Source organism: Streptomyces thermocarboxydus (genome assembly GCF_024760485.1).
GTDB lineage: Bacteria > Actinomycetota > Actinomycetes > Streptomycetales > Streptomycetaceae > Streptomyces > Streptomyces cellulosae.
The window spans coordinates 7095159-7108131 of record NZ_CP058273.1; the positions used below are offsets into that span (position 1 = coordinate 7095159).

The 12973-nt window shown below is 71.8% G+C and carries 12 protein-coding genes and 1 pseudogene; 7 read left to right on the plus strand and 6 right to left on the minus strand.

Annotation, left to right across the window (positions count from 1 at the left end; genetic code table 11):
• Positions 1-165 precede the first annotated feature (165 nt).
• Positions 166-861: a type 1 glutamine amidotransferase domain-containing protein gene (locus AY578_RS32465; RefSeq protein WP_019523813.1), complete on the plus strand. Its 696-nt coding sequence runs from the start codon at positions 166-168 to the stop codon at positions 859-861.
• A gap of 164 nt (positions 862-1025) precedes the next feature.
• On the opposite strand, the gene AY578_RS32470 is transcribed toward AY578_RS32465, so the two are convergent.
• Entirely contained in the window at positions 1026-1448 is a 423-nt protein-coding gene (locus AY578_RS32470) for an arsenate reductase ArsC (RefSeq protein WP_028960437.1), read from the minus strand.
• 89 nt (positions 1449-1537) lie between these two features.
• A complete protein-coding gene (locus tag AY578_RS32475; RefSeq protein ID WP_019523815.1) occupies positions 1538-1915 on the minus strand; it encodes an ArsR/SmtB family transcription factor in 378 nt (125 codons plus the stop codon).
• Positions 1916-2067: 152 nt separating this feature from the next.
• Between AY578_RS32475 and AY578_RS32480 the strand changes: the two genes are divergently transcribed.
• Positions 2068-3474, plus strand: coding sequence for an NAD(P)-binding domain-containing protein (locus tag AY578_RS32480; protein WP_161108606.1), 1407 nt, complete (start codon positions 2068-2070; stop codon positions 3472-3474).
• Between the two features lie 157 nt (positions 3475-3631).
• On the opposite strand, the gene AY578_RS32485 is transcribed toward AY578_RS32480, so the two are convergent.
• Positions 3632-4285: a TetR/AcrR family transcriptional regulator gene (locus AY578_RS32485; protein ID WP_051101629.1), complete on the minus strand. Its 654-nt coding sequence runs from the start codon at positions 4283-4285 to the stop codon at positions 3632-3634.
• Positions 4286-4405: 120 nt separating this feature from the next.
• Between AY578_RS32485 and abc-f the strand changes: the two genes are divergently transcribed.
• A complete protein-coding gene (abc-f, locus tag AY578_RS32490; RefSeq protein ID WP_019523818.1) occupies positions 4406-6013 on the plus strand; it encodes a ribosomal protection-like ABC-F family protein in 1608 nt (535 codons plus the stop codon).
• 25 nt (positions 6014-6038) lie between these two features.
• On the opposite strand, the gene AY578_RS32495 is transcribed toward abc-f, so the two are convergent.
• Both AY578_RS32495 and AY578_RS32500 read right to left on the minus strand, forming a co-directional pair.
• Positions 6039-6701, minus strand: coding sequence for a response regulator (locus AY578_RS32495; RefSeq protein WP_019523819.1), 663 nt, complete (start codon positions 6699-6701; stop codon positions 6039-6041).
• Positions 6698-7825 (minus strand): sensor histidine kinase, encoded by a 1128-nt coding sequence (locus AY578_RS32500; RefSeq protein WP_019523820.1) that lies wholly within the window; start codon positions 7823-7825, stop codon positions 6698-6700. Before AY578_RS32500 ends, AY578_RS32495 begins: the two co-directional genes overlap by 4 nt.
• A gap of 241 nt (positions 7826-8066) precedes the next feature.
• Between AY578_RS32500 and AY578_RS32505 the strand changes: the two genes are divergently transcribed.
• The 4 genes and pseudogenes from AY578_RS32505 to AY578_RS34195 form a co-directional block, all read left to right on the plus strand.
• Positions 8067-8432, plus strand: coding sequence for a DUF6223 family protein (locus AY578_RS32505; RefSeq protein ID WP_037953771.1), 366 nt, complete (start codon positions 8067-8069; stop codon positions 8430-8432).
• A gap of 130 nt (positions 8433-8562) precedes the next feature.
• Positions 8563-8976 carry a DUF6153 family protein gene (locus AY578_RS32510; protein ID WP_026243678.1) on the plus strand — a complete coding sequence of 138 codons (414 nt, stop codon included), beginning with the start codon at positions 8563-8565 and terminating at the stop codon, positions 8974-8976.
• A gap of 98 nt (positions 8977-9074) precedes the next feature.
• Positions 9075-9722 (plus strand): DUF305 domain-containing protein, encoded by a 648-nt coding sequence (locus AY578_RS32515; RefSeq protein ID WP_019523823.1) that lies wholly within the window; start codon positions 9075-9077, stop codon positions 9720-9722.
• A 510-nt stretch (positions 9723-10232) separates the two neighbouring features.
• Positions 10233-10346 (plus strand): annotated as a pseudogene (locus AY578_RS34195) (peptidoglycan-binding domain-containing protein); the annotation flags it as partial.
• A gap of 594 nt (positions 10347-10940) precedes the next feature.
• Here the strand turns inward: AY578_RS34195 and AY578_RS32520 are convergent.
• Positions 10941-12956, minus strand: coding sequence for a SpoIIE family protein phosphatase (locus tag AY578_RS32520; RefSeq protein WP_019523825.1), 2016 nt, complete (start codon positions 12954-12956; stop codon positions 10941-10943).
• Positions 12957-12973 lie beyond the last annotated feature (17 nt).

Genomic DNA, 12973 nt, shown 5'->3' on the forward strand with positions numbered 1-12973 from the left:
CACCGGAGCCGTTTCCGACTCATCGGATTTCCGAGAGCTCATATCGATTTTCCTATTGGTTTTCCGATAGATGCGCGACCTAGTCTCGTGGACGTTCCACCGCCGGTCCACCAGCCGGCCACACCCTTCCCGGGCGCCCCGGGACCTCGAAGGAGCACGTGCGACATGGCAGACATCCTCATGGTGCTGACCGGCACCGACCGTCTGACGACGACCGACGGCACCGTCCACCCCACCGGCTACTGGGCCGAGGAGTTCACGGCGCCCTACCGCGCCTTCGCCGACGCGGGTCACCGGGTCACCGTCGCCACCCCCGGCGGTGTCGTCCCCACCCCTGACCAGGCCAGCCTGCGGCCCGACATGAACGGCGGTGCCGAGGGCGCCGCCGCCGTGAAGGGCGTACTGGACGCCGCCCCCGAGCTCCGGCGCCCCCTCGCCCTCGCCGACGTGGACCCCTCCCGGTACGCCGCCGTCTTCTACGCCGGCGGACACGGCCCCATGCAGGACCTGGCACAGGACGCCGACTCGGCGCGGCTGCTACGCGGGGTGATGGACGCGGGCACTCCCCTGGGCGTGGTCTGCCACGGTGTCGCGGCCCTGCTCCCGGCCCGGACCCAGGACGGCGGCTGGCTGTTCACCGGCTACCGGCTCACCGCTTTCAGCACGGTCGAGGAGAAGCAGACCGGTCTCGCCGACCGGCTCCCCTGGCTGCTCCAGGAGCGGCTCGAGGAGGCGGGAGCCGACTACTCCGCGGCGGAGCCCTGGACGCCGCACGTGGTCGTCGACCGTAACCTCTACACCGGCCAGAATCCGGCGTCCTCCGCACCGCTGGCCGAGGCCCTGCTCAAGACCATCGGCTAACCTTCTGCCCCAGCACATGGGGACGCCGTGCTGCGAGGCCCGCCCCCACCTCTCCATCGCCACCGAGGGCCTCGGGCCTCGCCCGCACGGCGTACAGCTGCGCAACCCACCACCGACGCGCCGACCCCACCCCAGGCGCAGCCCGGGCCGTCAGCCAATACGCCTCAAACCGAACCCTCCGGCCCTAGCGGGGCGATTTCAGCGATCAGCCCTTCCACGAGGACCCTGATCTCGTCCCGAATCGGCCGGACGGCCTCCACACCCTGTCCGGCCGGATCGTCGAGCTTCCAGTCGAGGTACCGCTTGCCCGGGAACACGGGGCAGGCGTCCCCACAGCCCATGGTGATGCACACGTCCGACTCACGGACCGCGTCGACGGTGAGGAGCTTCGGCGTCTGAGCGGACATGTCGATGCCGACCTCCGCCATCGCCGCGACGGCGGCCGGATTGACGCGGTCGCCGGGGGCGGAACCGGCGGAGCGGACCTCCACACGGTCGCCGGCCAGGTGCGTCAGCCACGCGGCGGCCATCTGGGAGCGGCCTGCGTTGTGGACGCAGACGAACAGGACGGACGGCTTGTCAGCCATGCTGAACGTTTCTTTCTCGTAAGTCGGACGCCGACGACTTCGGGCAACGCCATACCGGCCGACAGGCCTCGCCCCGCGGCCATGCCACGTCACGCCGCAGCCGAAGACCCCACCAGCAGCCGGCCCATGGCGGCCAGTACGGACGGCTCCACCCGGTAGTAGACCCAGGTCCCGCGCCGCTCAGAGGTGAGCAGCCCGGCCTCCTTGAGCTTCTTCAGGTGATGGGAGACGGTCGGCTGGGACACGCCGACGTCGGAGATGTCGCACACGCAGGCCTCGCCGCCCTCGTGCGAGGCCACGGCGGAGAACAGCCGCAGCCGGACCGGGTCGCCGAGCGCCTTGAACATCCTCGCGGCCGTCTCCGCCTCCAGGGCGGTCATCGGGCGCTCGGTGACCGGCGGGCAGCACGGCCCGTCGACCTGGCCGTCGACGGGGTCGACCAGCGGCAGCACCTTGGCATTCGACATACGTCTATGTTGACACACGTCGAACCAGGCTGGGAGGGCCCGTCAGCCGCCGACCCGACTTCGATGAATGTCTATGTTGACGCTCATCAATACAAGTGTCATGCTGGGGCGTACAAGCCATCGACGGATGTCGAAACACGCAAGGAGTCGCCGTGAACGCGCCCGCCAGCACCGAGCTCCCCGTCGTCGTGATCGGAGCCGGCCCCATCGGTCTGGCCGCCGCCGCGCACCTGCTCGACCGGGGCATCGAGCCGCTCGTCCTCGAAGCAGGGCACACCGCCGGCGCCGCGGTGCGCGAGTGGTCGCACGTACGGCTGTTCTCCACCTGGAGCGAAGTCGTCGACCCCGTCGCCGAGAAGCTCCTCGCCTCCACCGGCTGGACGAAGCCCGACCCGGCGACGTACCCCTCCGGCGGTGACTGGGCCGACCGCTACCTGCAGCCCCTCGCCGACGTCCTCGGCGACCGCGTCCGCTACGACGCCAGGATCACCGGCGTCTCCCGCGCCGGCCGGGACCGCATCGTCGACGCCGACCGCGAGAGCAGGCCGTTCGCCGTGCACGTCACCCACGCCGACGGCCGCGAGGAGCGTGTGTACGCCCGTGCCGTCATCGACGCCTCCGGCACCTGGACCACGCCGTCCCCGGCCGGCGCCGACGGTCTGCCGGCGCTCGGAGAGAAGGCGGCCGCGGACCGCATCGCGTACCGCGTCCCGGACCTCAAAAACCCCGCCGTACGCGCCCGGTACTCGGGCAGGCGCACGGCGGTCATCGGCTCCGGCGCCTCCGCCTTCACCGCCCTCGCCTACCTTGCCGACCTGGCCACCTCCGACGACGGCGCCGGCGCCAAGGCCGTATGGATCCTGCGCCGGGGGATCTCCGGTTCCACCTTCGGCGGGGGAGAGGCCGACCAGCTCCCGGCGCGCGGAGCCCTCGGCCTGGCGGCGAAGGCCGCCGTCGACGAGGGCCACGCGGACGCGGTCACCGGTTTCCGCACGGAGGCGATCGAGCGCGACACCGACGGCCGCCTGATCCTCGTCGGTGAGGACGGCCGTCGCCTGGACCCGGTGGACGAGGTCATCGTCCTGACCGGCTTCCGCCCCGACCTGACCTTCCTCGGCGAACTGCGCCTGAACCTGGACGAGCGCCTCCAGGCCCCCGTCGCCCTGGCCCCGCTGATCGACCCCAACCAGCACTCCTGCGGCACCGTCTACCCGCACGGCCACCGCGAGCTCTCCCACCCCGAGCAAGGCGTCTACCTGGTCGGCATGAAGTCCTACGGCCGCGCCCCCACGTTCCTGGCGATGACCGGCTACGAACAGGTCCGCTCCGTCGCCGCCGCCATCGCCGGCGACATCGAGTCCGCCGACCGCGTAGAACTCACCCTCCCGGAGACCGGAGTCTGCGGCGGAGCAGGCCTGTTCGACGCACCCGACGCCGCCGAGGGCGACGGCGGTTGCTGTGCCCCCGCACCCCAGCTGATCCAGCTCGGCACCCCCGCAGGAACCTCCGAGGCGTCGCGTACCGACGAGACATCCTCGGGCGGCTGCTGCGGCTCCTGACCGAACCCGGCCCAGGGCGTCTCAGCCGACCGGGAAGCACCTCGGACGGCGCCCGTCCGACGGGGACGTACTCGTCGGACAACCCGATGACCGGCCCGAGTCACCGTGACACTGCGGGCCAACTCGGCCGATCCGCACCGCTACTCCACCTCAGGAGTCATCTCTCGTCGTCCACCCCCGGCCCCTCGTCGTCGACGAACGACCCACGCGACGCCGCCAGCGCCACGCCGGCCGCCGCCTGCCGGGCGAGCAGCGGATCGGCCCCGCCCCGCAGCAACAGGACCTGTTGATACACCGGCGCCGTCGCGGCGACGATCACCCGCCGCGCACAGGTCCCCTCAGGAACCTCGCCCCGCGCCACGGCCCGCTCCACCACCACGGCGCACCGCGCGTACCGCTCCTCCCAGAACCGCTGCAACGCCTCGGCCGCCTGCGACGAGCGGAATGAAGCGACGATCAGCGCGGCGGTCACCGGCTCACCGGTGAGCCCGTCCTCCACCTCACCGTTGACGGCCACCAGATCACCCTCGAGGGTGCCGGTGTCGGGCGGCTGCCAGCCGTCATCGCCGGCGGCGTCGAGAACATCGGCCAGCAGGCCTCCCACGTCGCGCCAGCGTCGGTACACGGTGGTCCGGTGCACGGCAGCCCGCTCGGCCACCGCATCCACACTCAGCGCATCGAAGCCCCGCTCCACCAGCAACTCGCGGGCGGCCTCCAGCACTTGTGCCCGGATCCGGGCACTGCGCCCACCCGGCCGCCGTGCGACCCCCGCCGTCCCGGATATTGCGCTTGCTGCGCGCCCTGCCGTCATGACACGATCCTAATGCAACTGTTGTCGCATTAGGGATGTGAAGGATGCTCCTCCCGGACGCTCACCCGACCCCTCGGCCCACCACGGCCGCCCGTCACCCGAACGTCCAGGAGAACCCACGTGCCCACGCAGATCTCCGTCCGCTCCGTCTCGAAGTCGTACAACGGCCGCCTCGTCCTCGACGCGGTCACCTGCACCCTCACCACAGGTGAACGCACGGGCATCGTCGGAGAGAACGGCTCCGGCAAAACGACCCTGCTCCGCCTCCTCGCCGGTACGGAACAACCCGACAGCGGCACCCTCACCGTCCACGCGGACGGCGGCATCGGCCACCTCCCCCAGGACGGGACCCTGCCCGCCCACCACACCGTCCAGCAGGCCGTCGACGACGCGCTGAGCGACCTGCGCACGATGCAGACACGCATGCGCCACCTCGAAACCGTCATGGCCGACGACGCAGGGCACGACGCCCAGGTGATGACCGAGTACGGCGACCTCCTGACCGCGTTCGAACTACGCGGCGGCTACGAGGCCGACGCCCGCGTCGAACGCGCCCTGCACGGACTGGGCCTGGCCCACCTGCCCCGCGACCGCGCCATCGGCGACCTCTCCGGCGGCGAACAGGTCCGCCTCCGCCTGGCCGCCCTCCTCGCCGCATCCCCCGAGGTCCTGCTCCTGGACGAGCCGACCAACCACCTCGACGACCACGCCCTGACCTGGCTCGAGAACCACCTGCGCACCCGCCCCGGCACCACCGTCGCCGTCTCCCACGACCGCGCCTTCCTCGACCGCGTCGCGACCACCCTCCTGGAAGTGGACGGCGACCGCCGTACGGTCACCCGCTACGGCAACGGCTACACCGGCTATCTCGCCGAGAAGGCAGCCGCCCGCCGCCGCTGGGAGCAGGAGCACGCCCGCTGGGAGACAGAAGTGGCCGCACAGCGCGAAGCGGCCGCGGTCACCGCCCGCCGCGTCGCCCCGGGCCGGGCCATGAAGGACGGCAACAAGATGGCCTACGACCGCGCCGGCGGCCGCGTCCAGCAATCGGTCGCCGGCCGTATCCGCAACGCCGAAGAACGCCTGCGCCGCCTGCTCGCCGAACCGGTCCCGAAACCCCCCAAGCCACTGAGCTTCACACTCACGCCCTCCTCCGAAGGCGGCCGCCTGCAAGGCACCGTCCTGGAAGCAGCGGGTGTCGCCGTCACCGGCCGCCTCGCCCCCACCGACCTCACCGTCAAAGCGGGCGAGCGCCTGCTGATCACGGGCCCGAACGGCACTGGCAAGAGCACCCTGCTCACCGTCCTGGCCGGTCAACTCGCCCCCGACACCGGTCACATCACCCGCCGCGGACGCATCGGCCACCTCCCGCAGGAACCCGCCCCCGGCAGACCGGGGGAGACGGTCCTCCATGCCTTCGCCCGCGGCCTGCCCGGCCACCCGGACGACCACACGGAAGCCCTCCTGGCCCTCGGCCTGTTCACCGCGGACCGCCTCACCGCCCGGGTCACCGACCTGTCCACGGGCCAGCGCCAACGCCTCGCCCTGGCACGCCTGTTGAGCCGCCCCAGCGACATCCTCCTGCTGGACGAGCCCACCAACCACCTGTCCCCGTCCTTGATCGAGGACCTGGAACAAGCCCTCACCGACTACCCGGGCACGATCTTCCTGGTCTCCCACGACCGCCGCCTGCGCACCCACTGGACAGGCACCCACCTCCCCCTCCCCTGAGGCAAGGCGGCCACAGCCCGGAGGCCTACGCACCGCGCGGAGTCACCAGACCCGACTCGTAGGCGAACACCACGAGTTGGGCCCGGTCGCGGGCGTGCAGCTTGGCCATCGCCCGGTTGATGTGTGTCTTCGCGGTGGCCGGGCTGATGACCAGGCGGCGGGCGATCTCGTCGTTGGACAGACCGTGTGCGGCCAGGGCAACCGTCTCACGTTCCCGGTCGGTCAGTTCGTCCAGCCGGCCGCCGGTGAGCGCAGGGGACGGCTGGGAGACGTACCGGTCGATGAGTCTGCGGGTGACGGCGGGGGCGAGCAGCGCGTCACCGCGGGCGGCGACGCGTACGGAGTGCAGGAAGTCCTCCGGCAGGATGTCCTTGACCAGGAAACCCGCGGCACCGGCGCGCAGCGCGTCGAAGACGTACTCGTCCATGCCGTAGTTGGTCAGCATGACGACGTGCACGCCTGCCAGTTCGGGGTCGGCGGCGATACGGCGGGTCGCTTCGATGCCGTCCATGACCGGCATCTGGATGTCGACGAGGGCGACGTCGGGCAGAAACTCCTTGACGAGCGCCAGGCACTCCTCGCCGTCGGCCGCCTGGGCCACCACCTCGATGTCGTCCTCGAGGTCGAGCAGCGCGCGGAAGCCGCTGCGGATGAGCGGCTGGTCGTCGACGAGAAGGACTCGGATCACGAGGCTCCGTTCGTGGGCAGTTCGGCCTGGACGGTGAAGCCGCCGGTCTGGCGTGGCTCGGTGCACAGGCGGCCGCCCAGCGCCGCGACGCGTTCGCGCATGCCGAGCAGCCCGTGTCCCGGCGTCGGCGGCGACTGCACGGTGGCCTTTCCGTCGTCGTCGACGCGGACGGCGAGTGCGTCCGGCCGGTAGCCGACGAGCACGGAGGCGCTGGTGGCCGCGGCGTGCCGGGCGACGTTGGTGAGCGACTCCTGAACGATCCGGTAGGCGGTACGGCTTACCGCGGCCGGTACGGGGTGAGGCTGCCCCGTGATCGTGAGGGTGGTCTCCAGGCCGGTGCCCCGGAACCGTTCCACCAGGCCGGGGATGTGGTCGAGGCCGTGCGGCGGGGCGGTGTCGTCGTCGCGCAGCGCCTCCAGGGTCGCCCGCAGTTCCCGGCTCGCCTCCCGGCCGGCTTCCTGGATCGCGAGCAGGGCCTCCGGCACCGGCTCGCCGCGGCGCCGGGCCACATGCACGGCGACCTCGGACTGCACCTTGACGACCGAGATCTGATGGGTGAGGGAGTCGTGCAGTTCCCGTGCGATGCGCAGCCGTTCCTCGTCGGCCCGACGGCGCGCGGTCTCCTCACGGGTCCGCTCGGCCTCGTCCGCGCGCCGCTCGGCCTGCCGTACGGCTTCTCCGGCGGCGAACGCGGCGATCAACCAGGCGAGCTCAAGCGTGTGCCGGGCCTGCGCCAAGGCCTCGCCCACGCCGCCCTTATGGAAGACCAGCGCCGTGAGGTGCAGCACGGCCACCAGCGCCACCGACACAACCAGCGTGATCTTGCGGTGTCCGGCGCGCACCGCGCCGTAGACCGCGACCAGGTAGGAAACGGCGAGCGCGTCGAACCCGGCTGCCAGACAGCCCACCGCGCACACGCCGGTGACGGCCAGCACGCCGAGCGGCGCCCGCCGGTACGCGGCCAGTGCCAGCCCGCCGGCCACCAGCAGCACGGAGCCGAGCACCCCGAGCCCTCCGGACGGGTGGGGCCCGGACAGGCCGGTGCCCAGCATCAGCGCCGCCACGCCCAGGGCGGTCGCCCACGGGGTGACTCCGGCCGGGACAGCGAACCGTCCTTTGTCCATGGGTGCACCGTAACCGGACGCGGTGGACGGCGAATCCCGCTCTTGGAGGAGCCTGGGGCTACCGCGTATGCGGTAGCCGAACGCCGGCTGCCGCCACCGCGGTATCCGGGTACGGCCCCGGCGGCACCCGGGAATACCCGCATCTGCCGGACGACCGGCCGGGGGGAGGGCGCGCATCCTGGCGGCAGAGACACCGGGCGTCGGGAAACGCCGACGACGAAGGAAGAAGGAGGGGAGCGGCATGAGCGCTCCAGCAGCACTGATGGCGGCCGCCGAGGGCGGGATCATCGGTGACGGGAGGACAGGGGCGTACCTGGCGCTGGCGGCGGGTGCGCTCGGCCTGGCCCTCGCCTGGCTGGCCACGAGTCGCGCCGGCCACCGGATCAGCACTGGCAACCCGCGCACCGGCGGGATGGCGGCGATGGCGACGGGAGCGATCGGGACGGTTCTCGCGGTGCTGCACGCGGCCACCGCCGACGGCGGCCCCGGCACGGGCAACGGGCTCGTCGGCGCCGTCGTTGCCGTCCTGCTGGGACTGGGCGCGGTACTCCTCGGCCGCCGGGCCCTGACCCGTTCGACCGCGCGGACGACCCCGCCGGCCGGATGAGCGTCGGCAGGAGCAGCACCTGCGGGGCGTGAGCCACCGCGCGGGAATGCTGTCACCTCTGGGTGAGCCCGTACGCATCTGGCGGACCTCGGCACCCGCCCGCCCCATGCCTCCCCCTACGATGGGGCTCGTGACTGCGAGCAGCCGTTCCAGCAGCCGCCCGGCCGGGCGGCTGTTCGTGCTGCTGGTCCTGGCGGTGCTGGCGGGTGTCCTGGGCATGCACGGCCTGGCCCCCGGCGGGCTGCCGACGCCGCAGCGGACAGTGGCGGTCCACGCCATGACGCCGACGGCGTCGACAGCTGCTGACGGTGTGCCGTACGCGGACGCGGGCTGCACCCATACGGACGGACTGCCGGGCCACCTCGACCACGCCGACGGCGCCTGCGTGGCGGCAGGCACGGTTACGGCGTACACGCCGCCGGCGCTGACCGGCGCGCTGCTCGACGAGCCCGCGACGCTGTCGCTCACCTCGGCGGCCACCGGCTCGCCCCATGACGGACGGGCCCCGCCCGACCTGTCCGAACTGCAACTCCTCCGGATATAGAGCGGCCCGCCCGGCACCCCCTGGTGCCGAGCTCACGCACGTTCTCACATCCGTACCACCGCACGCCCCTACCGGCGTGCGTGAAGGAGTTGCACCACATGAACCGCAAGCGTTCCCTCGTCCGTCGTTCCGCCGTGGTCGCCGCCTCAGGCGTGGCGGCACTGGTCCTGGCCGCCTGCGGCGGCGACCGCAACGACACCGGCGCGGCCGGCCACGGCGGCCACCAGGCCACCGACTCCGCGTCCGCCGCGTCCTCTGCGCCGGCCTCCCAGGGGCAGCACAATGCGGCCGACGTAAGCTTCGCCAAGGGGATGATCCCCCACCACCGTCAGGCTGTGGAGATGGCCGACCTCGCGCCTGACAGGGCCCGGTCGGCCGAGGTGAAGAAGCTCGCAGCCGAGATCGAGAAGGCGCAGGCGCCGGAGATCGAGAAGCTGTCGGGCTGGCTGACCTCCTGGGGCGAGACCGTGCCGGCCGAAGGCGCTATGGAGCACTCCATGCACGGCGGCGGCATGGAGGGCATGATGAGCGCCGAGGAGATGACGGCGCTCGAGAACGCCTCGGGCGAAGCGTTCGACACCTCCTTCATGGAGATGATGATCAAGCACCACGAGGGCGCGGTCGAGATGGCGAAGACCGAACAGTCCGACGGCGCGCACGCCCCGGCCCGGAAGATGGCCGCAGACATCATCGCCTCGCAGAGCGCGGAGATCGAGCAGATGAAGAAGCTGCTCGGCGAGAAGTGACGCGCGGCGGCGGTTGAGCTGGTGGGAGCGGGCACCGTGGGTGCCCGCTCCTGCCGCAGTAACCGCGCCGGCTGCCGAAGGTGTCCTCGAGTTGCCTGCTGGAAAGGAAAGTGAAGCGCGGCGCGCCTGGGCTGGTTGAACCTTCGTCCACTTGTGCTTTCACGGGGCATGCTGTCGCCGTGTGTGGGTCCGGCGTCCTGCGTCGGCGACACGCGCGAGCCGTGAAGTAGCGGCACCTTGGGTAGGCACGTGGCGTGCACTGGGCTGGCACGGTGAAAGGTGGAACTGTGTCCGACGGAACCCGGAAGATGCGCGCCTGGTAGGCCTCGGTCGTGGGTGTCCTGTTGTCCGGCCTGGTGGGTGATGGTTTCGCCGTTGCCGGCTGCGACCGCCGTGACCGCTCCTTGCACTCGCGCGGTCAGCCTGTCCGACGAGGTGATCGATCCGACGTCGTACGAGTACGTCCCGTATGCCGCGGCCAATACGAGTAGTTGCTACCTGGGCCGGGGCATGAGCGGCTCGGCCGTCACGGCCCTGCAGAAGGACCTCATCTCCTGTTACGGATACAAGCCGGCCACGGACGGCGTCTACGGGGAACTCACCGAGTCCGCAGTAGTCGCCGTCCAGAAGAGGGTGGGTGTGAAGGCCGACGGTGACTACGGCTCCAGCACGCGGGACGCGATGAAGTGGGCGAACTGCAGTTTGCCGACCGTGACCCGCATCAGCTGCACCTGGCGTCCGGTCGGAGTCCGCACGGTGCCGGGTGACCGCCACCGTGCAACCCGCCGGCCCGAGAGGGACCGAACTCACCCTCCTGTCTCCGGGCAACGCCTGTCGCGGCGTTGCCCCGACCGCACGCCGCGCGGCGAGCCGGCCGACGCCGGCCACTGACCGCTTGTGCAGCACGGCCTGACCTCGTACCGCACAAGCCCCCAGTCCTGCCTCCTCGTACCGCAATGGGGGACGCTGACGATGCTGCTCCGTGCATCGACCCAGGGTCGGCGCGGGCAATTGTGATGCCGTCGCCCGCTTCCCGGGACCCGCCCCGCTCCCGGCCGGCCACGGCTCACGGCCCAGGCTTCTCCGGGCCACGGACCGCCCAGATGCGGGTGACGCGCCCGTCCGCGAGGTCGCACGAGGCCCGGTGACGGCGACGCCTGCGCCGGGACACCAGCCCCGGCACTCCCAGTTGCTCGTGGCGGAGTGGCGGGCGGGGTGCTACGGCACGGACAGGCGCAGGGCCACCAGCGCCGTGTCGTCGTCGTTGTCGGCGGTCAGCATTCCGGCGAGCAATTCGTCGCAGAAGGGTGCCAGTGGGCGCCGGGCCGCGGTTGAGGCGTGGCGGCGCAGCCGGTCCAGTCCGTCGGTGAGGTCTTCGTTCCGGCGTTCGACCAGCCCGTCGGTGTACAGCAGCAGCGTGGAACTGGGGGGCAGAGGGTGGACGGCAGTGCTGTGGCGGGTGTCGGGGAGCAGGCCGAGCATCGGGGAGCGGCCCTCGTCCAGGAAGTGTGCTGTGCCGTCCGCCTCGACGAGCAGCGGCGGGGGGTGTCCTGCCACGGAGTAGTGGAGCTGCAAGCGGCCTGGCGTCGGGCGTTCGATCCGGGCCAGGACGCAGGTGGCGGTGCACTCGAGGTACAGGGTCTGTATGGATGCGTCCAGGCGTCGCAGGATGTCGCCGGTGGGTTCCTCACGGTCGAGGGTGAGTCCGCGCAGCATGTTGCGCAACTGGCCCATGGTGACCGCGGCGGGCAGGTCGTGACCTGCGACGTCACCGACGGTGAGGACGGTGGCGCCGTCGCGCAGCACGAAAGAGTCGTACCAGTCGCCGCCGACTTCGGCGGCCGAGTTGCTGGGCCGATAGCGGACGGCGATGTCGAGGCCGGGGACGTCCGGCGGCTCGGTGAGCAGGCTGTGCTGGAGGGCGAGCGCCACCTGCCGGGTTCGCTGGTACTCCAGGGCGTTGCTCAACGGGGTGTGGGCCCGTTCCAGGAGCGTCTGCAGCAGACTGATCTCCGGTTGACCGAGGGACGGGCGGTCGCCGCTGACGCAGGCGACGACCAGGGCAGCGGTGGTGCCGTCGACGACGACCGGAAGCAGGACGACGCTGTTGGCGTCGGGCGCCAGCCAGGGTTCGGAGCCCGGCGGGGCGATATCGGGCGGCGGGGAGCCGGGCGGGAAGACGGCGTGGACCGGGCGGCGCAGGTCGGCGGCGCGGACGAGGGCGCTGTCCGGGCCCAGATGCTCGGCGTGGTGCGGGGGTGGGACGGCAGGGCCCTGGCGGGTCACGGCGGCGACGCGTTCGGCGGTCAGGGCGGTCCCCGGCGTGCGGTGCAGGGCCTGGGGAAGCAGGTAGGAGGTGCAGCTGTCGGCCAGCTCGGGCACGATCACCGCGGTGAGGGCGGCAAGCATCTCGTCCGGCCGGGCGGTGTCCGCAGTCACGGCGGTCGCCCGGGCCAGCAGCCTCTCCCGGCGGGCATCCTGCCACTCCTGCTCGACGTCCCGGCACGTGCCGATCCACTCGATCACCGTGTCCCCGTCGCGGACCGGCGCGGCGTCGACCGCGAAGTGCCGGTATCCGCCCGTGGCCAGCCGCAACCGGTAAGTGTGGGTGAAACGCGGCTGCACCTCCCGCAGGGCGCGGCTCCACCGCTCGATGACGGAGGCGCGGTCGTCGGGATGGACCGCGTCGATCCATCCGTCGTCGCGGAACTCCTGCCAGCTCTGCCCGGTGACCCGCTGCCAGCCCGGGCTCGGCTCGCTCACACCGCCTTCCGGGCCCGTCACCCACACCATCTCGGACCCGGCGCGCACCAGGCTCCGGTAGCGCAGCAGTGCGCGGCGTCGCTCCTCGGACAGGACACGGATCCGCCGTGCGGCAGTCACCTGCTCAGTCGTTTCCACGATCACGCCCAGCACGCCACGACTCCCGTCACTCACCGTGGCCCGGGAGACGCTGAACGTGAAGTAGCGTGTCTCCTCCTGCGGCGAGTCCGCGAAGTCGAGGTCGATGGGAACGGCCGTGAGCACCTCGGCCTCACCGGTGGCGAGAACCCGGTCGAAGATGTCGAAATAGCCGGACTGCGCGAGGTCGGGAAAGGCGCGCCGGAGGGGCCGGCCCAGCGGACGATCACCGAAAATCCTCCGGTAGACGGCGTTGGTGTACGCGAGCCGGTGCTCCGGCCCTCGGGTGAACACCACACCGATCGGAGCGGGATCGAACATCTCCAGCCTCATACGGGCCTCCACCTGCC

Coding starts and splice junctions, on each gene's coding strand:
- AY578_RS32465 (WP_019523813.1), top strand. CDS start 166: ATGGCAGACATCCTCATGGTGCTGACCGGCACCGACCGTCTGACGACG.
- AY578_RS32470 (WP_028960437.1), bottom strand. CDS start 1,448: ATGGCTGACAAGCCGTCCGTCCTGTTCGTCTGCGTCCACAACGCAGGC.
- AY578_RS32475 (WP_019523815.1), bottom strand. CDS start 1,915: ATGTCGAATGCCAAGGTGCTGCCGCTGGTCGACCCCGTCGACGGCCAG.
- AY578_RS32485 (WP_051101629.1), bottom strand. CDS start 4,285: ATGACGGCAGGGCGCGCAGCAAGCGCAATATCCGGGACGGCGGGGGTC.
- AY578_RS32500 (WP_019523820.1), bottom strand. CDS start 7,825: ATGGACAAAGGACGGTTCGCTGTCCCGGCCGGAGTCACCCCGTGGGCG.
- AY578_RS32505 (WP_037953771.1), top strand. CDS start 8,067: ATGAGCGCTCCAGCAGCACTGATGGCGGCCGCCGAGGGCGGGATCATC.
- AY578_RS32515 (WP_019523823.1), top strand. CDS start 9,075: ATGAACCGCAAGCGTTCCCTCGTCCGTCGTTCCGCCGTGGTCGCCGCC.
- AY578_RS32520 (WP_019523825.1), bottom strand. CDS start 12,956: ATGAGGCTGGAGATGTTCGATCCCGCTCCGATCGGTGTGGTGTTCACC.